General features: G+C 65.5%; 21 protein-coding genes. 9 read left to right on the top strand and 12 right to left on the bottom strand.

Going from position 1 to position 19,003, the window contains the following annotated elements:
• The first annotated feature begins 21 nt into the window (after positions 1-21).
• On the top strand, positions 22-489 hold the full coding sequence (locus tag ACQP0C_RS03030) for a hypothetical protein (protein ID WP_433730326.1): 468 nt from the start codon (positions 22-24) through the stop codon (positions 487-489).
• A 13-nt stretch (positions 490-502) separates the two neighbouring features.
• On the opposite strand, the gene ACQP0C_RS03025 is transcribed toward ACQP0C_RS03030, so the two are convergent.
• Both ACQP0C_RS03025 and ACQP0C_RS03020 read right to left on the bottom strand, forming a co-directional pair.
• Positions 503-1,177 (bottom strand): response regulator transcription factor, encoded by a 675-nt coding sequence (locus ACQP0C_RS03025; RefSeq protein ID WP_433730324.1) that lies wholly within the window; start codon positions 1,175-1,177, stop codon positions 503-505.
• Complete coding sequence (locus ACQP0C_RS03020; protein WP_433730322.1) at positions 1,174-2,493, bottom strand: sensor histidine kinase; 1,320 nt, start codon at positions 2,491-2,493, stop codon at positions 1,174-1,176. The genes ACQP0C_RS03025 and ACQP0C_RS03020 overlap by 4 nt, the downstream gene beginning before the upstream one ends.
• A 282-nt stretch (positions 2,494-2,775) precedes the next feature.
• On the opposite strand from ACQP0C_RS03020, the gene ACQP0C_RS03015 reads away from it, so the two are divergent.
• Together ACQP0C_RS03015 and ACQP0C_RS03010 are read left to right on the top strand one after the other, a co-directional pair.
• Positions 2,776-3,678 carry an ABC transporter ATP-binding protein gene (locus tag ACQP0C_RS03015; RefSeq protein WP_433730320.1) on the top strand — a complete coding sequence of 301 codons (903 nt, stop codon included), beginning with the start codon at positions 2,776-2,778 and terminating at the stop codon, positions 3,676-3,678.
• Between the two features lie 23 nt (positions 3,679-3,701).
• Entirely contained in the window at positions 3,702-4,538 is an 837-nt protein-coding gene (locus tag ACQP0C_RS03010) for an ABC transporter permease subunit (RefSeq protein ID WP_433730318.1), read from the top strand.
• Positions 4,539-4,602: 64 nt separating this feature from the next.
• On the opposite strand, the gene ACQP0C_RS03005 is transcribed toward ACQP0C_RS03010, so the two are convergent.
• Complete coding sequence (locus tag ACQP0C_RS03005; RefSeq protein WP_433730316.1) at positions 4,603-5,214, bottom strand: TetR/AcrR family transcriptional regulator; 612 nt, start codon at positions 5,212-5,214, stop codon at positions 4,603-4,605.
• Between the two features lie 115 nt (positions 5,215-5,329).
• Between ACQP0C_RS03005 and ACQP0C_RS03000 the strand changes: the two genes are divergently transcribed.
• From ACQP0C_RS03000 to ACQP0C_RS02975, 6 genes are all read left to right on the top strand, one after another.
• Positions 5,330-5,974, top strand: coding sequence for an FMN-dependent NADH-azoreductase (locus ACQP0C_RS03000; protein WP_433730314.1), 645 nt, complete (start codon positions 5,330-5,332; stop codon positions 5,972-5,974).
• A 27-nt stretch (positions 5,975-6,001) separates the two neighbouring features.
• The gene (locus ACQP0C_RS02995; protein WP_433730312.1) at positions 6,002-6,322 is read left to right on the top strand and encodes a DMT family transporter; all 321 of its coding nucleotides are present in this window, start codon (positions 6,002-6,004) and stop codon (positions 6,320-6,322) included.
• A gap of 26 nt (positions 6,323-6,348) precedes the next feature.
• Positions 6,349-6,807 (top strand): SRPBCC family protein, encoded by a 459-nt coding sequence (locus ACQP0C_RS02990; RefSeq protein ID WP_433730310.1) that lies wholly within the window; start codon positions 6,349-6,351, stop codon positions 6,805-6,807.
• A gap of 94 nt (positions 6,808-6,901) precedes the next feature.
• Positions 6,902-7,342 (top strand): OsmC family peroxiredoxin, encoded by a 441-nt coding sequence (locus tag ACQP0C_RS02985; RefSeq protein WP_433682144.1) that lies wholly within the window; start codon positions 6,902-6,904, stop codon positions 7,340-7,342.
• 239 nt (positions 7,343-7,581) lie between these two features.
• Positions 7,582-8,025: a hypothetical protein gene (locus ACQP0C_RS02980; RefSeq protein ID WP_433730308.1), complete on the top strand. Its 444-nt coding sequence runs from the start codon at positions 7,582-7,584 to the stop codon at positions 8,023-8,025.
• Positions 8,022-8,828 carry an LLM class flavin-dependent oxidoreductase gene (locus ACQP0C_RS02975; RefSeq protein WP_433730306.1) on the top strand — a complete coding sequence of 269 codons (807 nt, stop codon included), beginning with the start codon at positions 8,022-8,024 and terminating at the stop codon, positions 8,826-8,828. The genes ACQP0C_RS02980 and ACQP0C_RS02975 overlap by 4 nt, the downstream gene beginning before the upstream one ends.
• A 184-nt stretch (positions 8,829-9,012) precedes the next feature.
• Here the strand turns inward: ACQP0C_RS02975 and ACQP0C_RS02970 are convergent, their stop codons facing one another.
• From ACQP0C_RS02970 to ACQP0C_RS02930, 9 genes are all read right to left on the bottom strand, one after another.
• Positions 9,013-9,660, bottom strand: a complete 648-nt coding sequence (locus ACQP0C_RS02970) for a vWA domain-containing protein (RefSeq protein WP_433730304.1) — start codon at positions 9,658-9,660, stop codon at positions 9,013-9,015.
• A 126-nt stretch (positions 9,661-9,786) separates the two neighbouring features.
• Positions 9,787-12,345 carry an ATP-dependent Clp protease ATP-binding subunit gene (locus ACQP0C_RS02965; RefSeq protein WP_433730302.1) on the bottom strand — a complete coding sequence of 853 codons (2,559 nt, stop codon included), beginning with the start codon at positions 12,343-12,345 and terminating at the stop codon, positions 9,787-9,789.
• Positions 12,346-12,593: 248 nt separating this feature from the next.
• Positions 12,594-13,532 (bottom strand): esterase/lipase family protein, encoded by a 939-nt coding sequence (locus ACQP0C_RS02960; protein ID WP_433730300.1) that lies wholly within the window; start codon positions 13,530-13,532, stop codon positions 12,594-12,596.
• 516 nt (positions 13,533-14,048) lie between these two features.
• Complete coding sequence (locus ACQP0C_RS02955) at positions 14,049-14,729, bottom strand: DUF1772 domain-containing protein (RefSeq protein WP_433730298.1); 681 nt, start codon at positions 14,727-14,729, stop codon at positions 14,049-14,051.
• A gap of 143 nt (positions 14,730-14,872) precedes the next feature.
• On the bottom strand, positions 14,873-15,433 hold the full coding sequence (locus ACQP0C_RS02950) for an FHA domain-containing protein (protein ID WP_433734413.1): 561 nt from the start codon (positions 15,431-15,433) through the stop codon (positions 14,873-14,875).
• A gap of 251 nt (positions 15,434-15,684) precedes the next feature.
• Positions 15,685-16,044, bottom strand: coding sequence for a histone-like nucleoid-structuring protein Lsr2 (locus ACQP0C_RS02945; protein ID WP_040686163.1), 360 nt, complete (start codon positions 16,042-16,044; stop codon positions 15,685-15,687).
• A 115-nt stretch (positions 16,045-16,159) separates the two neighbouring features.
• Positions 16,160-17,626: a lysine--tRNA ligase gene (gene lysS / locus ACQP0C_RS02940; RefSeq protein ID WP_433734412.1), complete on the bottom strand. Its 1,467-nt coding sequence runs from the start codon at positions 17,624-17,626 to the stop codon at positions 16,160-16,162.
• Positions 17,627-17,935: 309 nt separating this feature from the next.
• Positions 17,936-18,358, bottom strand: coding sequence for a rhodanese-like domain-containing protein (locus ACQP0C_RS02935; protein WP_433734411.1), 423 nt, complete (start codon positions 18,356-18,358; stop codon positions 17,936-17,938).
• Between the two features lie 8 nt (positions 18,359-18,366).
• On the bottom strand, positions 18,367-18,999 hold the full coding sequence (locus ACQP0C_RS02930) for a cysteine dioxygenase (RefSeq protein ID WP_433730296.1): 633 nt from the start codon (positions 18,997-18,999) through the stop codon (positions 18,367-18,369).
• Between the last annotated feature and the right edge of the window lie 4 nt (positions 19,000-19,003).

Here is a 19,003-nt window from a genome sequence, read left to right as displayed (position 1 = left end):
GCGATGGGCAGTGTCGGTGTCATGACCGGCACTGCCTTTTCCATACGGCCACGCACCGCCCCACCGCGCTCGGTTTCCGTGGCATTCACCGGGCTCGTCATCGCATTGTTGTGCGGTGTCGGCGAGGCCATTACCTACACCGCCGTGCAATTGGACCGGCCGAATGCCGATATCGGTTCTCTCACAACAGGTCTGGCGGTTCGCGGTGCCATTTACCTACTGGTGCTCGGGGTTGCCGTCCACATGGCGCGCGGCGCCCGCTGGGCCAGGATCGTGCTCACCTTCGGCATCGGTGTGATCGGCACGGCCTCGCTGATCATCGAGCCGCTGGCGGCCACCTTATCCGCCAGGGAAATCGGCGACCTTTTCGATAACCTCACCGCTGCCGCGGTGCTCACCGGAATCTTTCGCACCGGGCACATCCTGGCCGTCCTGGTGGCTATCCCCGCGATGTACCGGCCGAGTGCCCGCCGCTACTTCCGCTCCTGAGCCGCGTCCAGGGTCAGTGCCAGCCGGGGCGGACCAGGCCGGATTCGTAGGCCATGACCACCAATTGGGTGCGGTCCCTGGCGTCCAGCTTCATCAGAATGCGACTGACATGGGTGCGGGCGGTGGCAGGACTCATGAAGAGCCGTTCGCCGATTTCGGCATTGGTAAGCCCCTCGGCAACCAGGACCATGACCTCACGTTCGCGATCGGTGAGTTCGGTGAAGGCGGCCGGTGGGGGTTGTTTGGCATGGGCGGAGAATTCGGCGATGAGGCGGCGGGTCACGCCCGGTGAGAGCAGGGCGTCACCGGCGGCCACCACCCGGATGGCGCGGACCAGGTCCGCGGGTTCGGTGTGCTTGACCAGGAAACCGGTCGCCCCGGCGCGCATTGCCTCGAAGACGTACTCGTCGAGTTCGAAGGTGGTCAGTACGACGACCTTCACCCCAGCGAGCTTCGGATCCTCTGCGATCATGCGGGTGGCGGCGAGGCCGTCCAGCACCGGCATTCGGATATCCATCAGGACCACATCGGGGGTCAGGCTGCGGGTCATCCGGACGGCCTGTTCGCCATTATCTGCCTCGCCGACCACCTCGATGCCGTCCTGTGCGTCGAGCAGCGCGACGAATCCGCCGCGCACCAGGGCCTGATCGTCGGCGACCAGTACCCGCAGCGCATCCGTCTTGTTCACTGCGCCTGCTCCCGAGCCCCCACCTGGGACGGCAGCCGAGCCACCACCCGGAACCCGCCGCTCGGGCGCGGACCCGCGATGAGCTGGCCGCCGAGGGCGTGTGCGCGCTCGCGCATGCCGAGAATGCCATTGCCCCCGCTCGTTCCGGACTTCGATGGTGGCGCGGTGGCGCGGGCATTGTCGATGGTGATCTCGACCGAATCGGCGGCGTAGCGCACGGTCACCGCGGCCGGGGCGCCCGGCGCGTGCCGGACCACATTGGTCAGCGATTCCTGGATGATGCGCGCGGCCGCCACATCGACGACGCTCGGCAGTTTGTGGGCGGTGCCGATAATGCGGGTGTCGACGGTGAGACCGGCGGCGCGGGCACGCTGCAGCAGCGCGTCCAGATCCTCGATGCTCGGCGCGGGACTGCGCGGGGCGGGCGGCCTCGCTTCGGCGACACCGTTATTGCGACCAACCGAATTGTCCTGGGCCCGTTCGGAATCGCGGTGTCCGGTCGCGGATTCGGGCAACGGTTCGGCGCCGGATTCGCGCACGTCCGGCGCGTCCGGCGTCGAGCTGCCATTGCGGATCGAGTGCAAGAGCGTATGCACCTCGGCCAGTGCGTCCTTACTCGCCGTCTTGATCGCCGCCAGCGCCGATCGGGCCTGCTGCGGCTTCTTGTCGAACAGCTCGAGCGCCACCGAGGACTGCACATTGATCAGTGAAAGGCTGTGCGCCAGTACATCGTGCAACTCACGTGCGATGGCGAGCCGCTCCTCACTGGCCCGGCGTTCGCGCTGCGCCTCCTCATCGCGGCGCGCTGCCTCGGCGCGCTGCCTGCGCGCCACCAGCACCGCCTGACGCTGACGAATCCCCTCCGCGATCGCGACGAGCACACCGAGCCAGGCGATCATTCCGAATGCCAGCCACGGATTCGCGGGATGTCCGACGATCGCGGGCAGCGGCCAGACCAGCGCGAGATAGCCGATCGGGGCGAGCGGATATGTCCACCAGCGTGATCCGACGATCGCGGCGGAGATGAACGCGATCACCAGCGAAACGAAGATCGGGCCGTAGCCGTAGCCGCGCAAGAGGTACACCGCGCAGGACGCGATCGTCACGAGCAGCACCGGCAGCGGATACGAACGCCGCAGCAGCAATGCGACCGGCCCGACGAGCAACAGCACGTAGCCGAGTGCGTCGATCGTGTGCACTCCGGTCTGACGCAGGTTGGCATTGCGGCCCCCACCGAGCTGGATCACCGCGACGACGAGCGCGAGGACCCAGTCCTGCACGACCGGACCACGTTTCGATTCCCCTAGCGCTGTCACACTTGCAGCCTATTAGCCCGACCGCGCCGATACGTCCGCCGCGCTACGTATGCTCCCCCGCCGCCCCGATATTTTGCGGGGCGTTGGTGCTCCGACAGTCGCGTCGCGGGCCGACGGTCGAGGTGATCGCCGGTTTCTGGGCGTTCGGCGACGAGTTACCCGGGTGCTCGCGAAATCAGTCGTCGCGTCCGCTGCCACGGTGGTCCGTAGGCCGCGGTACGTATGTCCGACGTCGCCGCGCGACGGATGTGTCAGCCCTGGTCGGAGGTGGATTCTCGGTGCATGACAGATTCCATCGTGGTCACCGCGGGGTTGACCAAACGCTACGGCACCCACACCGCCGTCGACGGCGTGCATATGACTGTCGCACCCGGCGAGATCTACGGCTTCCTCGGTCCGAATGGAGCCGGTAAAACGACCACGCTGCGCATGCTGGTCGGATTGATCCGCCCCGGTGCCGGCACCGCCACCGTGCTCGGACACCCGCCCGGCGATCCGGCGGTGGTCCGTCGCATCGGCGTCCTCATCGAGGGTCCCGGCTTCTATCCCTACCTCACCGGCCGCGATAACCTGCGGGTGCTCGCGAAATACCGCGGCCTCGACGGTACCGCCGTGGCGGAGGCACTGGAGCGCGTCGGTCTCGCCAACCGTGCCGACGATAAATTCCGCACCTACTCCCTCGGCATGAAACAGCGTCTCGGCGTCGGCGCGGCCCTGCTCGGCCGGCCCGATCTGCTGATCCTGGATGAGCCGACCAATGGCCTCGACCCGCAGGGCATGGCCGAAATGCGCGAACTCATCACGACTCTCGCGGGCGACGGGCATACGGTGCTGCTGTCCAGCCATATGTTGAGCGAGGTGCAGGAGATCTGTGACCGCGTCGGGGTGATCTCCGGCGGCAAGCTGCTCACCGAGTCCACCGTCGCCGAATTGCGCGGCGCCGCTTCGCTTTTGCTGCGGGCCGAACCACTGGAGGTGGCATTCCCCGCGGTGCGCCGGGTGGTCGGGGAGCGCTCGGCATTGTTGACCGCGGGCGGTATTCGGATCGAGGCCGGTGCGGCCGCGGCCCCGGCGGTCGCGCGCGCGGTCGTCGAATCGGGTGCGGATCTGCTGGAGCTGCGGACCGATGAAAAGTCCCTGGAGGAAGTGTTCTTCGAAATGACCCAATTGGAGCCGGTGAAATGAACGGACGGGCTATGAGAGATCTGATGGCGAGCACGAAGGCGGAAATGCTGCGACTGCGCAAGTGGCCAGCGTTCTGGATCATTCTCGGCACCTGGATTCTGCTGAATCTCACGTTCGCCTACCTGTTCAATTACCTCGCCTACACCTCAGGGGATATGCGGACAATGTCGAACCGCGTGCCGAAAGATGTTCTGCTGCACCAGATGTTGCCCGCCGCAGTGCCCGAGGTATTCACCCAGGGCATGGCGATGTTCGGCGGTGCGTTGATGCTCATCCTCGGCGCGCTGACCATTGGCAGCGGATATGGCTGGGGTACCTGGAAAACCGTGCTCACCCAGGGGCCGTCGCGGATCACTGCGATCAGCGGCGCGCTGATCGGCTTGGCGCTCACGGTTATCGCACTGGTATGTGTCGCGTTCGTGGTGGATATCGGGGCCGCCTCGATCATCGCGACGACTCGATCGCAGTCACTCGCACTGCCCGGACTCGGCCAGGCGGTGAACGGAATCATCACCGGCACAGCGATTCTCGGGATGTGGACACTGGCAGGAGCACTGATCGGGGCGATCGCCCGGGGTCCGGCGCTGGCCGTCGGCCTCGGCCTGGTCTGGGTGCTGGTGGTGGAGAATCTGCTGCGCGGCGTCGCGGCCATCTTCGGCCCGATCAAGGTGCTCACCGATCACCTGCCCGGCACCGCGGCGGGTTCGATGGCCGGGGCAATGCGGACCGTGGACGGGCCATCGACGCCAGGAGAGCTCGATATCCTGTCGCGAACCCAGTCGCTCATCGCACTGGTGGCGTACGTGGCACTGTTCGCGGCGGCCACGATGTGGCTGGTGCACCGGCGCGATATGGTCTGATCCACCAGGCACCGAAACCGTTGGCGGACGACAGTTCGTCAGCGGTTTTCGTGCTTTCGGGCGTTCAGCGCTCGGAGAGCACGGAATGGGCCAGCTCGGTCAGTGCCGCGGTGATCTGCCCGGCACCGAGGCCGCGCTCACGCTGATGCCGGTAGACCTCGGCGGCCAGCGGCGCGAGCAGCGGATCGACCATGGCATCGGGCTCCTCGATGCCCCCGGCCACCAGCAGCGACCGCACGTGCAGAAACCAGAAGCCATACGCACCGGTCGCGAATCGCGCACCACCGGTCTCCGCACCGAGCACCAAATCCGCATGCCCGTCCAGCAATTCGACCATCGCCGCATAGAAGGCGGCGAGCCGTTCGGCGGGTGGAGCGCCGGGACCGAGCGGCGGATCACCGCGTAGCAGCTTCTCCTGCAGGGCGCGCTCGTGTTCGTCGAGCAGTGCGACCGCGATCGAATTCTTATCCGGGTAGCGGCGATACAGCGTGCCACGCCCGACCCCGGCGGCCTTGGCGATGTCATCCATCGTCACGGTGCGCGGGTCCCCGGTGGCGAACAGTTCGGCGGCGGCGGCGAGCACCTTGGCCCGGTTGCGGGCCGCATCCGCACGCTCGGTCGGCGGTGCGGGTGCCGCGGTCGGATGCCCGCCGAGCAGGTCCATATCGCTGGTCATGGCCCCCGACTGTACTCGACATTCCGAAAAAATGGACAGAGTGTCCAGTTGTGGTTACGGTCGATCTCGCATCAACTGGACATAGTGTCCAGTTAGCTTCGAGGAGAGGCCGATCATGAGCACGTTGTTGCATCTGGACGCCAGCGCCCGACGCCGTTCCATCAGCCGGGAACTGAGCGCCGAATTCGCCGAGACGTGGCGCGCCGCGAATCCGGACGGCGGCTACATCTACCGCGACCTCGCGGCCGAGCCCGTGCCCTTCATCGACGAGGCATGGACCGAACTGTGCGACGCCGTGCTCGCACAGCCCGCGACCGACCTGGACCGCCTCGCCGAATTGGTCCGCACACCGGAACAGTCCGCCGCCTGGTCGATCGTGCGACCGCTGCTGGCCGAGGTGCTGGCCGCCGATGTGATCCTGATCGGCACCCCGATGTACAACTATTCGATCCCGGCCGCACTCAAGGCCTGGCTGGACCAAGTGACCTTTCCGCGAATGTCTTTGGGCAACAGACGATTCGTCGTCACCACCGCACGCGGCGGGGCCTACGCGCCCGGCGCACCGAAGGCGGCCTTCGACTATCAGGAGCGCTATCTGCGCGACTTCTTCGCTGGCCATTTCGCCGTCACCGACACCGTATTCGTCAATGCGGAACTCGCCAATGCCAGGCAGGACCCGGCGCTGGCGCATTTGCGCGATAAACACGACGAGTCCTTTTCCGCCGCAATGGAATCCGTGCGCAAACTGGCTGGCCGCTAACGACCGCTCGAAAGGATCGGAATACCGATGAATTGGATTGTTCTCGGCGTCGCCGGACTGGTGGAGATCATCTGGTCGCAGAGCATCAAGCCGACGGAGAATTTCACCCGCCTCGTCCCCACCGTCATCTGCTTCGTACTCGGCGCGGTCGCGGTGTACCTGCTGTCGCGGGCCATGCAGACGCTGCCGGTCGGCACCGCGTATGCGATCTTCACCGGAATAGGCGCGGTCGGAGCTATCGGCCTCGGCGTGGTGGTGCACAAGGATCCGCTCAGCGCGGGTCGGCTGCTATCGCTATCGCTGATCCTCGGCGGCATCGTGCTCGCGCGCGTCACCAATCCGGAATAGGGACGCGCGGCGGTACAGTCCGAACCATGGTCGAACCGGTGCGGGTACCCGATCTGTCCTCGCGGCCCTACGGGCTCGAGGTCGAGCGCGCCATGGGCGCGCCGCCGCCTTTGCTCTACCGCGCCTGGACCGAGCGGTTCGACCAGTGGTTCGCGGCCCCCGGCTCGGTGCTCATGCGCCCCGCCGTGAACGAGCCGTTCTTCTTCGAAACCGAATACGAGGGCATGCGCAGCCCGCACTACGGACGGTTCCTGCGCCTGGTCCCGGACCAATTGGCCGAGCTGACCTGGGTGACCGGGGCGGGCGGCACCGGGGGGACCGAGACCGTGGTGACGATCGAATTCACGCCGAAGGACTCCGGCACCCGACTTCGCCTGGCGCATGCCGGATTTGCCGATGAAGCCGCCCGCGACCGACATGCACAGGCCTGGCCGCTGGTGCTCGAACAACTCGATCAGCGCACCGCGGAGCCGGCCGAGCGGTGAGCCCATACGAGCTGCCGCCTTCGAACCCCCGCTGCGCGCGCGACGGGTAGGTTCGTCTGCGAATCGTGATTCACACATCGTCGAAAGGACTGTGATGCCCACACGTACCGCGCGCACCGCTTGGACCGGCGGCCTTCAGGATGGTTCCGGCCAGGTCGAGCTGGCCAGTTCCGGTGTCGGCAAGTACGACGTCTCCTTCCCCAAGCGCGCCGCAGACGATGCCGACGGCACCACCAGCCCCGAGGAACTGATCGCGGCAGCCCACTCCTCCTGCTTCGCCATGGCCCTCTCGGCGCAGATCGCCAATGCGGGCGGCACTCCCGAGACCCTGGACGTCACCGCCGACGTCACCCTCGGCCCGGACCCCGATGGCGGTTTCCGCATCAGCGCCATCAAGCTCACCGTCCGCGGCCGCGTCTCTGGACTGGACGCCGATGGTTTCGCCGCCGCGGCGGCCGCCGCCAAGGCGGGGTGCCCGGTCAGCAAGGCCCTCGCCGGAGTGGACAACATCACCCTCGACGCCGCCCTCGCCTGACTTCCCGGCTCCTCGCACACCGCATAGAGTGTGCGAGGAGCCCAGTGGTTAGGCGAGGTCGGGCGAATCTGGCAACTTCCCGGCCAACCACGTCATATGAGTAGTGCCGACCATCCGCAAACATCGGGCATATCCGGCGCCAGAGGCATTTCCGCCCTTACGTATACGCGCACAGGCGTAGGAAGAATATCGTCGGCAGGCCGATGTCCGGCCGGGGGTGTCCGGAGCAGGGTTGGGGCATGAACATTTTCACACCACCCGAGGCCATGACCTTTTTGGCCGATCACTATGACGACGGCTGGCATCCCTGGCCGTTCTTCTGGATCTTTCCCTTGCTGTTCTGGATCACCTTCATTGTCATTGCCGTCTTCGCACGGCGGCGGTTCTGGGGACACCAGAGCGGAATCGGTGCGCTGCGTACCGCATTCGCACGCGGTGAGATCACCGAGGACCAATATCGGAGCCGACTGGCGGTGCTGCGCGAACGTGGCGGTAAGCCGCGCGGGGAAACTCCCACTACTCGAGCCACCAGCGTTTTCGACGAAATCCGTGCCGGCCGCCCTGGCCGCATGAGCGGCGGGCATCGCAACGAACGTTTGCCCGATAAATATCGGCCGCCAGCACACGGTCGTCATTCGAACCCAATGATCATTCGACCCGAATCACGGGAGACCACGCCATGAGCATGACCTTCGGAATCGTCATCACGCCCCGCTCGGGTGCCGAATGGGCCCGCGCGGCACACGGCGCCGAACAGCAGGGCTACCGGACCATTCTGCTTCCGGACACACTGAACACCCCGTCACCTTTCCCGGCGCTCGCGGCCGCCGCGACGGTGACCACCACCATCCGGCTGCGTCCGAACGTACTGGCCGCTCCGCTGCGCGACCCAGCCGTCACAGTGCGGGAAACAGCCGCACTGCAACTGCTTTCGGACCAGCGATTCGAACTCGGCATCGGGTCGGGGCGTCCCGATGCGCGGGCGGAGGCCGAACGGCTCGGTATGCCTTGGGGTTCGGCGGCCCAGCGCCGCGAGCAACTCATCGCTACCGTGCGGGCCGTACGGGAACAGATCGATCCCGCGCCGCGGATCGTCGTCGCCGCGAACGGACCTCGAATGCTCACTGTCGCAGCAAATTTCGCCGATCGGGTGCTGCTGGCGGCCGGACCGGAGGCCACCGAGGCCGATCTCGCCGAGATGGTCCGGGTGGTCCGGGACAACACCGATCGCGATGTGCGCTTCACCCACCAATTGGTCGGCATCGGCGACGAGCTGCCGTTCTGGCTGCGCAAGCGGCTCGGTCTCACCGCGGCCGGCCTGCGGGCGGCCGGATCGGCGGGTGTGCTGGACAGCGATCCGGCGACCGTTGCCGAGGTGCTCGAATACCGCAGGGAGAAGTACGGAATCGATGAACTGATCGTCCCCGGGGAGCTGGCCGGCGCTTTCGCCCCAACACTCGCCCGGTTCATGAAGCCCACTGCCTAACAGCCCACTTGGCGCCGATGCCCGCAACCGCAACCTGCCGCAGCTCGCAGCAGTTGTCGGCTCGCAGCCGTAGCTCCCAGCGCGCTCAGCCGCAGCCCGCATTCGCCATAACGCCGCGGTCGCAATTCTCGCGACCGCGGCGTTGCGTTGATGTGCGCGCCCTCGAATCGGCCCGCCCGCGAAACTACTGCCCGTCCGGATTCGCAGCCCGCCGTTCGGCATCGGTGAACCCGGCCACCGCCTGCCCCGGCGCGGCCATACTGCGCCGCGCCGAATACGCTGCCGCCGAGGCGAATACACCGGCCGTGCCCGCCGGTGTCGCACCGTAGGTGAGCGAGCGACGTGGATCGAAGCCCAGTTCGGAGCCGACGGCCACCGCATCCATATTCGCGCCGAGGAAGACGAAGTCCCAGGAGTACACCTCCTGCTGCTGGGTGATCAGCGCCCGCACCGCGGCATGCGTCCACTCCTGACTGGAATTCTCGTGCCCATCGGTGAGCACCACGACGATCACCGTGCCCGGCCGCTCGTGCTCGGGACGTGCGGCGAGCTCGGTGCCGACATCGGTCACCAGCCGCCCCACCGCGTCATAGAGCGCGGTACCCCCGCGCGGCTGCAGGCTCAGCGGCGGCACCTTGTCGATCGGCCGATTCGCATAGACCAGTTCGTATTCGGTATCGAATTGCGCGAGCGTCACCAGCGTCGTCTTCGGCACCTTGCGCTGTTCCTCGATGTAGGCATCGAAGCCGCCCTCGGTGTCGGACTTGATCGATTGCATGGACCCGGAGCGATCCAGCAGTACGGCGATCAGCGTCAGATCTGCATTTGTCATCCAGCACCCCCGTGATGGTTATTCGATGAACGCTCACCACGGTACGCCGCTGCGCGAAGCCGCGAATTCCACGAAAAATGCCGCCCACCGGAAATCCGGTGGGCGGCATCTTCCAGCCGTTCGAGCCTATTCGCTGGCGGCCTCGGCCACGGTGCCTTCGCCCGCACCCGTGAGCACGACTTCCGGCTTCTCCTCCGTCGCGGGCGCCTTGGTCAGCTTCGCCTTACCGGTGAAGGTGAACTTGGCGTTCTCGCCGGAGCCCTCGCCGTCCCAGCCTTCGACGTCGACCACGATGGTCTGACCCGGACCGATCTCGCCGAAGAGGATCTTCTCCGACAGCTGGTCCTCGATCTCGCGCTGGATGGTCCGGCGCAGCGGCCGAGCGCCGAGCACCGGATCGAAGCCGCGCTTGGCAAGCAGTGCCTTGCCCTGCGGGGACAGCTCGATCTCCATGTCCTTGTTCCTCAGCTGCGTGGCGACGCGACCGATCATCAGGTCCACCATCTCCACGATCTGGTCCGTGGTCAGCTGGTGGAAGACGATCACGTCGTCGATGCGGTTGAGGAACTCGGGCCGGAAGTGCTTCTTCAGCTCGTCGTTGACCTTGAGCTTCATCCGCTCGTAGTTCGAACCCTCGGCGTTGGACTGGGTGAAGCCCAGGCCGACGGCCTTGGAGATATCCGAGGTACCCAGGTTCGAGGTGAAGATCAGCACGGTGTTCTTGAAGTCGACCGTACGACCCTGACCGTCGGTGAGACGACCATCCTCGAGGACCTGCAACAGGGTGTTGTAGATCTCCTGATGTGCCTTTTCGATCTCGTCGAACAAAACGACCGAGAACGGCTTGCGGCGCACCTTCTCGGTGAGCTGGCCGCCCTCTTCGTAGCCCACGTACCCGGGCGGGGCACCGAAGAGCCGCGATGCGGTGAAGCGGTCATGGAACTCGCCCATATCGATCTGGATGAGCGCGTCGTCGTCGCCGAACAGGAAGTTCGCCAGCGCCTTGGACAGCTCGGTCTTACCGACACCGGACGGACCGGCGAAGATGAACGAGCCCGAGGGGCGCTTGGGATCCTTCAGACCGGCACGCGTGCGGCGGATCGCCTTGGAGACGGCCTTGACCGCGTCCTCCTGGCCGATGATCCGCTTGTGCAGCTCGTCCTCCATGCGGAGCAGACGGGTGGTCTCCTCCTCGGTGAGCTTGAACACCGGAATACCGGTCCAGTTGGCCAGCACCTCCGCGATCTGCTCGTCGTCGACCTCGGCCACGACATCAAGATCACCGGAGCGCCACTGCTTTTCGCGCTCGGCGCGCTTGGCGACCAGCTGCTTTTCCTTATCGCGCAGCCGCGCCGCCTTCTCGAAGTCCTGCGCGTCGATGGCGCTTTCCTTCTCCCGGCGCGCATCGGCGATCTTGTCGTCGAATTCGCGCAGGTCCGGCGGGGCGGTCATGCGACGGATGCGCATGCGCGCACCGGCCTCGTCGATCAGGTCGATCGCCTTGTCCGGCAGGAACCGGTCGTTGATGTAGCGGTCGGCCAGCGTCGCTGCGGCCACCAGCGCGCCATCGGTGATGGACACCCGGTGATGCGCCTCGTAGCGGTCGCGCAGACCCTTGAGGATATTGATGGTGTGCTCGACCGTCGGCTCGCCGACCTGCACCGGCTGGAACCGGCGCTCCAGGGCGGCATCCTTCTCGATGTACTTGCGGTACTCGTCGAGGGTGGTCGCACCGATGGTCTGCAGCTCGCCGCGGGCCAGCTTCGGCTTCAGGATCGAGGCCGCGTCGATGGCGCCCTCAGCGGCACCCGCGCCGACGAGCGTGTGCAGCTCGTCGATGAACAGGATGATGTCGCCGCGGGTGTTGATCTCCTTGAGCACCTTCTTCAGGCGCTCTTCGAAATCACCGCGGTAGCGGCTGCCCGCGACCAGGGAACCCAGGTCGAGGGTGTAGAGCTGCTTATCCTTCAGCGTCTCTGGGACCTCACCGTTGACGATGGCCTGTGCCAGACCCTCGACCACGGCGGTCTTACCGACACCGGGCTCACCGATGAGGACCGGGTTGTTCTTGGTGCGGCGGCTCAGCACCTGCATCACGCGCTCGATTTCCTTCGAGCGACCGATGACCGGGTCGAGCTTGCCCTCGAGGGCGGCCTGGGTGAGGTTGCGACCGAACTGGTCGAGCACCAGCGAGGTGGACGGGGTCCCGGCCTCGCCGCGCGAACCGGATTCCACCGGCTCCTTGCCCTGGTATCCGGACAGCAGCTGGATGACCTGCTGGCGCACCCGGTTGAGATCCGCACCCAGTTTCACCAGCACCTGCGCCGCGACACCCTCACCTTCACGGATCAGGCCGAGCAGAATGTGCTCGGTGCCGATGTAGTTGTGGCCGAGCTGCAGCGCCTCGCGCAGGCTCAGCTCCAGCACCTTCTTGGCACGCGGGGTGAACGGGATGTGACCGGACGGGGCCTGCTGGCCCTGGCCGATGATCTCCTCCACCTGGCTGCGCACACCCTCCAGCGAAATACCAAGGGATTCCAGCGACTTCGCCGCTACGCCCTCGCCCTCGTGGATCAACCCAAGCAGGATGTGCTCGGTGCCGATGTAGTTGTGGTTGAGCATCCGGGCCTCTTCTTGGGCCAGGACAACGACGCGCCTCGCGCGGTCGGTGAACCTCTCGAACATCGCTCCCTCACTCTCCTGCTCCGACATTCTGGCGTCCGACGCTTCTGTGGCGTCAGCCTGCCATGAAGCCCGGGGGTTGCGGCCCCGGCCTCCACTCTAGTTCCCAGGGGATTACGCCGCCTCCAGTCCACCCTATTGGGGACCGGCGACAACACGGTCATTCACTCATAACGTGCTCGTTGCGGGATACGTTTCCGCTCAGGTTTTGCCCTCAGCGAAATCGCCGTCCACGCTTCCCAGGGGTGGTGTCAGCCGGTGAACGGCGGCACGTATTCGCACGCCACCTCGCGCGCATGCGCCGGATCGAGGGCATTCAGGACGAAGCGGGCGGCGCGGGGGCTGCCCGCGATGGCCAGATGGTCGGAGAAGTCGGCGGCGCAGCCGTCCTGTACGACGATGTTCGTGACATTCGGCCCAGTGACGAAGCCGGAGGTATAGGGCACGACGATCTCGTCGAGGCTGGTCATGATGTTGGTGTAGGTGATCCCGGTGACATATACGCCGTCGCTATTGAGGTCGGTCAGGAATGCGGAGCCGCGCAGCAGCTCGGTACAGGCCTGGCACAGCGAGCCCACCGCGGTGCGGAAGACGGGTCCGGCGCCGAGCCGGTCGGCGAAGGCCACGATATCCGCGCCGCCGCCCGCGTTGGTGCCGCGCCAGGCCGGTGCGATCGATACGTACTTGTCGATCTTGTCCGCACCGCCGAGGCGCTTCGCGTAGTAGTTCGGCATGACCGTGCCCTGCGAATGTCCGACCACATCCGCCTTGGCCGCCCCGGTCGCCGCGAGCACCCGATCCACGAATGCGCCGAACTGCACCCCGCTCTGCTCGATCGGCAGCATCCCGCCCACCGCCGAGATCGGCCACGGCAGGTCGTAGGCGCCATAGGTCAGCGAGAAGACGCAGTAACCTTCGTTGGCGAGCAGCGGCGCGTAGACCCCCCAATTGGTCTGCGCACCACCGCCGGTGCCGTGCGCGAGCACCACCGGATTCGGATGCTCGGCACTCGGCCGGCACGACCAGTCATTCGACCCCGGCAGCGCCCCACCATGATCGACCAGCTCATTCGGGATACCCGCAAAGAAGTTGTAGTCGACCGCATACTCCGCCTGCGCCGGACCGGCCGCACCGACCCACAGCACCGCAAGTACCGCGACGACAAGTGCGGACCCTGGAACACGCCGCATGGAGACCTCCACAATCTGAAACCTGTTCCAGAACGTAGCGCAACTTATGGCCACCACGGAGCCACTTCGGACAAGTCGCCGAACGAATCATGAAGACCGACACCGAGTGACGGCCGCTCGTGCCGCCTAGCTCACCAGGCAGCCGTCCGGCAGCGTCGCGACCGTGTCGAATCGGACCTATCGTGAAGTACGAATCTCCGCGGCGGCGACACCGTTTCAACCCGCAGATCGGCCGTCAGGCGCGTTTCCCGCGGCCGTGGCGGCCGCACTGCCCGCATCGCCGGGCGCGGTGACCAGAATAACGAAATTGGGCGAGCCCGCCGCGTATCGGTCCGCGAGAACGCGCTCCGCCCTGGCGGATTCGCCAGTTGCCAGACGAAAAACCGCCGCCGGTGGGTCGATCACTGATCGACCCACCGGCGGCGACGTAGATAGCGGGTAGAAATACGGCGACCGCGAGGACCGCCTTGGGTGTTCAGATGGCCAGGCGAGCGGCTCGGTCGAGCACGAGCCGACCTAGCCGAGGTGCTGCGCCCCCGCGGGGTGCGCCGCGTACTGGCCGGTCGCCGGCCGAAATGCGTACTGCTGGACCATGATCGGCGCGTGGTACGACTGACCGGCGGTCTGCACTCCGGCGGCGGGCACCGGCCGCGCCTGCGAAACCTGCTGGGTGGCAACCGAACCCGAGGCCTGTGTGCGCCCGTGCTGAATACCGGCAACGAACAGCGCACCGCTCAGCACCAGGAAAGCCAGCGTGTGCAGGATCGCCCGAATGATATTCCAACGCACCCAAGCGGATTCGAAATCGGCGCGCACCTTGGCCAGGTCGGCGATCTGAGCCGGATCGCCCGCGGCCGCCAGTTGATCATTGAGCGGCACATTCAATCCGGAGGTGACCGCAAAGGCGATTACATTGAGCGCCAGGGCAATACCGAGCCAGATCAGCGTGGTGCGGTGTTCCTTGCCCAGGTGCAGCGCGGCCGCCAGGACGGTGAACCCGACGGTGCCCATGAATCCGATCATGAACCACGGGTTGATGATGACCACATTGATCTTCTGCATCACGTCGATCATCGCGCGGTCATCGGTGCGGTTCAGCGCGGGCATCACCGATGTCGCATAAGCGTAGAAGACGCCAGCGATCAGGCCGGTTGCGAGCGTGGCCGCCACCAGCGCGGCGAGTCGTAGCGCGAACATGTATTTCTCCTGCCTCGTAACCCGGACCTGGTCCGAATTACTCGGTCCGGCGATGACTCGAGTACACCGGTTGCCGTCGAGACCATCCATGGTTGAGGCGCTCGGCTACCTAAGCCAGCGTCCACACCCCGCAGGGAATGGACTCACAAATCCCTATCAGAGATCAACCCGCTCTGCATAGCCAGACCGGCCAGTCGGACCCTTTTCTGATTCTGCGGCAGATTTTCCACGCCGAACTTGGCGAACAGCGCCCGCAGGTGAGTCTTGATCGCATCGACACTGAGGAACAACTCCTCCGCGATCTGCTGATTGGAGGCCGGAGTCGCGAAACCCGCCCCGTTCTTATACGGACGGCACAGCGCGATCAGCACCGACCGCTGGGTATCGGTCAGCGAGCGCAGCGTGGGAATGGTGCCCGTCGAGGTTCGCGTCGCGTCATCGACCACGCCCCCGAATTCGTGGAACGAAACCAGCGAGGTGCCGACCCGGATGCGATCGCCCGCCATCAGACGGCGGCGGCCGACGAGTCGTTCACCGTTGACGAAGGTGCCGTTGCGGGACAGGCCGTCATCGACGATCGTCCAGTGCGCGCCGAGATATTCGATCGCGGCGTGCAGGCGCGAGACCTCGGCGTCCCAGCGCAGCGCCAGATCGGCCTGCGGGGACCGTCCGATGGTGACGCGCTCCTGGTCGGGGGTGAGCATCAGCTCCTGCTGACGACCCGAGTCATCAGTGAATCGCAACAACGATCCGATGAAACCAGTCACTGCGCCGATACCTCATCTCTCCATACCGCCAGTGACGTCCTTTGCACAGTTCCATGGTGCCGCGTCCTGGTACCGCGAGCAAGATCGAATCGACTCCCGACCATCCTCATATCGAAGGCCTATCACAAACGAGCCGCCGCCCCGGCGTCGCACGATTCGCCCGGGCGGCGGCCCAATAAAATAAGAACTCAGCCCTTCGCGGCCTTGTTGTACGCATCGGTGATGTCAGCCGAGATACGACCCCGCGCGGACACCTTGTGTCCATTCCGGCGCGCCCACTCGCGAATTGCAGCGCTTTGTTCACGATCGATCGAGACCCGGCTCTTCGCAGCACCGGGAGCAGCAACCGCAGCCTTGACCCGGCGCCGGCCACTGACGCGCCGAGCACTCGAAACCCACTCTTCCAGCCCGTCGCGCAGCTTTGCCGCATTTGCCGACGACAGGTCGATCTCGTACGACACACCGTCGATCGCGAACTCAATGGTCTCGTCCGCGATGGACTCACCATCGACATCGTCGATCAGGCTAACGGTGACCTTCTTTGCCATGAGATGAACGTCCTCTCGAAATCGTGCGACCCGCATACTAGGCCGATTACCCGAGGCAAGAATACCCCGAATTCCGAAAATTCCAAGACGAGGGCCGAGCTATGCAATCCGATCGTCAGCGAGTGACTGGACGCACAATTGGGAACAGTATCGTTTCCCGGATTCCGAATCCCGTCAGTGCCATCAACAAGCGATCGATTCCCATACCCGTACCCGTTGTCGGAGGCATGCCGTGCTCCATCGCGGCAAGGAAGTCCTCATCGAGCACCATCGCTTCGTCATCACCCTGTGCGGCCAGCCGCGCCTGATCCACGAACCGCTCACGCTGGATCACCGGATCGACCAACTCCGAATAGCCAGTTGCCAACTCGAAGCCGCGCACATAGAGATCCCACTTCTCGGTAACTCCGGGCTTGCTGCGATGCTGTCTGGTCAGCGGCGATGTCTCCACCGGGAAGTCACGTACGAAAGTCGGTGCGTAGAGCTTGTCACCGTACTGGTGCTCCCACAGTTCTTCGACCAGTTTGCCGTGGCCATAGCCCTTGTCCTCGGGAATTTCCAGACCGACCCGATCGGCGAGCTCGAGCAATTCCTCGATCGACGTTTCCGGTGTCACTGATACGCCAAGTGCATCGGACAGCGAGGGGTACATCTCCACCGTTGCCCACTCGCCACGAAGATCGTATTCAGTGCCATCTGCAAGTGTTACCACCTGGGTACCGAAGACCTCTTCGGCAACTTCCTGCACCAATTCCCGAATCATCCGCGCGGAGTCATCGTAGGTGCCGTATGCCTGATACGTTTCGAGCATTGCGAACTCCGGGGAATGTGTGGAGTCCGCGCCCTCGTTGCGGAAGTTCCTGTTGATCTCGAAGACCTGTTCCAGGCCGCCGACCACACACCTCTTGAGGAACAGTTCCGGCGCAATTCGCAGGTAGAGGTCCATATCGAGGGCGTTGGAACGGGTGACGAACGGCCGCGCCGCCGCACCGCCGTGCAGCGTCTGCAGCATCGGCGTCTCCACCTCGAGGAAGCCGCGCCGCTCGAGCGCATTGCGCATCGCGCGCACCACCGCAACCCTGGTCCTGGCCATTTCCCTGGCCTCTGGACGCACGATCAGATCGACATAGCGCTGCCGTACCCGCGACTCCTCGTTCATCTCCTTGTGCGCCACCGGCAGCGGCCGCAGCGACTTGGCCGACATCGACCAGGAATCGGCCATAACGCTCAATTCCCCGGTCCGCGAGGAGATCACCTCACCGTGCACGAATACGAAGTCACCGAGGTCGACATCGGCCTTCCAGGCCGCGAGCGCATCGGCGCCCACGCCGTTGAGGCTGATCATCGCCTGCAGTTTGGTGCCGTCCCCCTCCTGCAGCGTCGCGAAACATAGCTTGCCGGTATTACGCATGAATATGACGCGGCCGACGACACCGACCTGCAAACCGGTCTGGGTATCCGGCTCGAGCGCCGGATAGGCGGCCCGAATTTCACCGAGGGTATGTGTGCGCGGCACCACCACCGGATAGGCCTCACTGCCATCGGCGATCAGCCGCTCGCGCTTCTCGCGCCGAATCCGCATCTGCTCCGGAACGTCGTCCGCGGTGGGCGCGGGACGGTTGGTTTGCCCCGCAGGAACCGAACCCGCGGAGCGACCGGATGAAGGCGTGTTCGGGGTGCTCACGTTCAACAACCCTAGCGGGCACCGGAAATCGATTTGCGGGCCGCCCGGGGATGACCCGCCGGGCACGAATCGACAGTGCCGCGAGCGGGCCACAACGGACCGTTTTCGGGCGTTGTCCGGCACGCCGAATACCGGGCGCGCACCGGTGCCGGATCGAAAGCTATTGCGCGCCGCTATGTTTCGAGATGGAAGTGGTTTCGGCCCTAATTAGAGCGTTGCCAGCGCCTCGACCTCACGGGCGAAGTGCGGCGCCCGAACGCCGACCGCGAGCAGGCTGGCCGCCTTCAAAGCCTGATAGCCGCCGATCACATCGGTGGCCCGATGCAGCCCGAGTTCCTGTAGCGCCGCGGCGGCGAGACTGGAGGTATAGCCCTCCGAGCAGACGATGATCCATTCCACATCGTGATCGGTGGCCAGCGCCAACCGGGCCGAACTCGACGGGTCCAGGCGCCATTCCAGGACATTCCGTTCGATCACCAGCGCACCCGGCAGCGCGCCCTCACGGGCTCGCTGCGCCTGCGGCCGGATATCCACCAGAATCGCGCCCCGGTCGACCGCCTCGGTCGTTTCGAAGGCATAGACGCGGTTCAGGCGGGCCCGTGCGTTCTCGAGCATCTGATCGATGGTCAAACGGGTCATTACATATCACCTTCGGGCTGGTCGGTGAGGACGGTTCGGGTGCGACGCAAGGTGCCGTGACCGGTCACCTCGTAATAGGACATGGCGGTCAGCGGCGGCGAATAGGCGTGCACGCTGAGGGTGGGATCGAGTGGCCCGGTCGATTCGGCCGCACCGTTTCGAGCGACCTGCAAGGAGTCGCCGGTGGCGGCCGGTGCGCGCATTACATCGTGCACCCAGCCGATCGGGAAAGATGCCTGGTCGCCCGCGGTCAGGGTGCGGCGGCGCAGTTCCGTTCCGTTCCAGCGGAATTCCGAGAGCGCGCCACTGAGCACGGTCAGCGCGCCGAGTGATCCGGCGTGGTCGTGCAATTCGGTGGACTTGCCCGGCGTCCAGCTGATCAGCCAGACATCGACCTCGTCATCGGAAAGCAGCCGGGTGGCCCAGCGTTCCTCGACGGGCCAAATTCCATTGGCCGGCAACAGATGGTCGTAGCGCCCCGCGAGTACATCTTCGGCGCCCTCGTCGGTCAGCCGGAGCAGATCGGCGGGACGCAGGCGAGTGGGTAATGCGGAGGAGACAGCGCGATCGAGCGGAGGGGTAGCCGTGAGGGCGCTACGTGCGGAATTGATGGAAAGAACAGAAGAACGCATGAGC

This window comes from Nocardia sp. CA-129566 (genome assembly GCF_050956075.1).
Taxonomy (GTDB): domain Bacteria; phylum Actinomycetota; class Actinomycetes; order Mycobacteriales; family Mycobacteriaceae; genus Nocardia.
The sequence above is the reverse complement of the archived record's forward strand: the minus strand, read 5'-3'. Positions and strand labels throughout refer to the sequence as shown.

Bases quoted from the DNA above. Each gene is read 5' to 3' on its own strand.
- ACQP0C_RS02945 (WP_040686163.1), bottom strand. From the start codon at position 16,044: ATGGCAAAGAAGGTCACCGTTAGCCTGATCGACGATGTCGATGGTGAG.
- ACQP0C_RS02980 (WP_433730308.1), top strand. From the start codon at position 7,582: ATGAACATTTTCACACCACCCGAGGCCATGACCTTTTTGGCCGATCAC.
- ACQP0C_RS03005 (WP_433730316.1), bottom strand. From the start codon at position 5,214: ATGACCAGCGATATGGACCTGCTCGGCGGGCATCCGACCGCGGCACCC.
- ACQP0C_RS02990 (WP_433730310.1), top strand. From the start codon at position 6,349: ATGGTCGAACCGGTGCGGGTACCCGATCTGTCCTCGCGGCCCTACGGG.
- ACQP0C_RS03000 (WP_433730314.1), top strand. From the start codon at position 5,330: ATGAGCACGTTGTTGCATCTGGACGCCAGCGCCCGACGCCGTTCCATC.
- ACQP0C_RS02950 (WP_433734413.1), bottom strand. From the start codon at position 15,433: ATGCTCACCCCCGACCAGGAGCGCGTCACCATCGGACGGTCCCCGCAG.
- ACQP0C_RS02960 (WP_433730300.1), bottom strand. From the start codon at position 13,532: ATGCGGCGTGTTCCAGGGTCCGCACTTGTCGTCGCGGTACTTGCGGTG.
- ACQP0C_RS02975 (WP_433730306.1), top strand. From the start codon at position 8,022: ATGAGCATGACCTTCGGAATCGTCATCACGCCCCGCTCGGGTGCCGAA.
- ACQP0C_RS02930 (WP_433730296.1), bottom strand. From the start codon at position 18,999: ATGCGTTCTTCTGTTCTTTCCATCAATTCCGCACGTAGCGCCCTCACG.
- ACQP0C_RS02970 (WP_433730304.1), bottom strand. From the start codon at position 9,660: ATGACAAATGCAGATCTGACGCTGATCGCCGTACTGCTGGATCGCTCC.
- lysS (WP_433734412.1), bottom strand. From the start codon at position 17,626: ATGCGGATTCGGCGCGAGAAGCGCGAGCGGCTGATCGCCGATGGCAGT.
- ACQP0C_RS03010 (WP_433730318.1), top strand. From the start codon at position 3,702: ATGGCGAGCACGAAGGCGGAAATGCTGCGACTGCGCAAGTGGCCAGCG.
- ACQP0C_RS02955 (WP_433730298.1), bottom strand. From the start codon at position 14,729: ATGTTCGCGCTACGACTCGCCGCGCTGGTGGCGGCCACGCTCGCAACC.
- ACQP0C_RS02985 (WP_433682144.1), top strand. From the start codon at position 6,902: ATGCCCACACGTACCGCGCGCACCGCTTGGACCGGCGGCCTTCAGGAT.
- ACQP0C_RS02995 (WP_433730312.1), top strand. From the start codon at position 6,002: ATGAATTGGATTGTTCTCGGCGTCGCCGGACTGGTGGAGATCATCTGG.
- ACQP0C_RS02965 (WP_433730302.1), bottom strand. From the start codon at position 12,345: ATGTTCGAGAGGTTCACCGACCGCGCGAGGCGCGTCGTTGTCCTGGCC.
- ACQP0C_RS03030 (WP_433730326.1), top strand. From the start codon at position 22: ATGACCGGCACTGCCTTTTCCATACGGCCACGCACCGCCCCACCGCGC.
- ACQP0C_RS03015 (WP_433730320.1), top strand. From the start codon at position 2,776: ATGACAGATTCCATCGTGGTCACCGCGGGGTTGACCAAACGCTACGGC.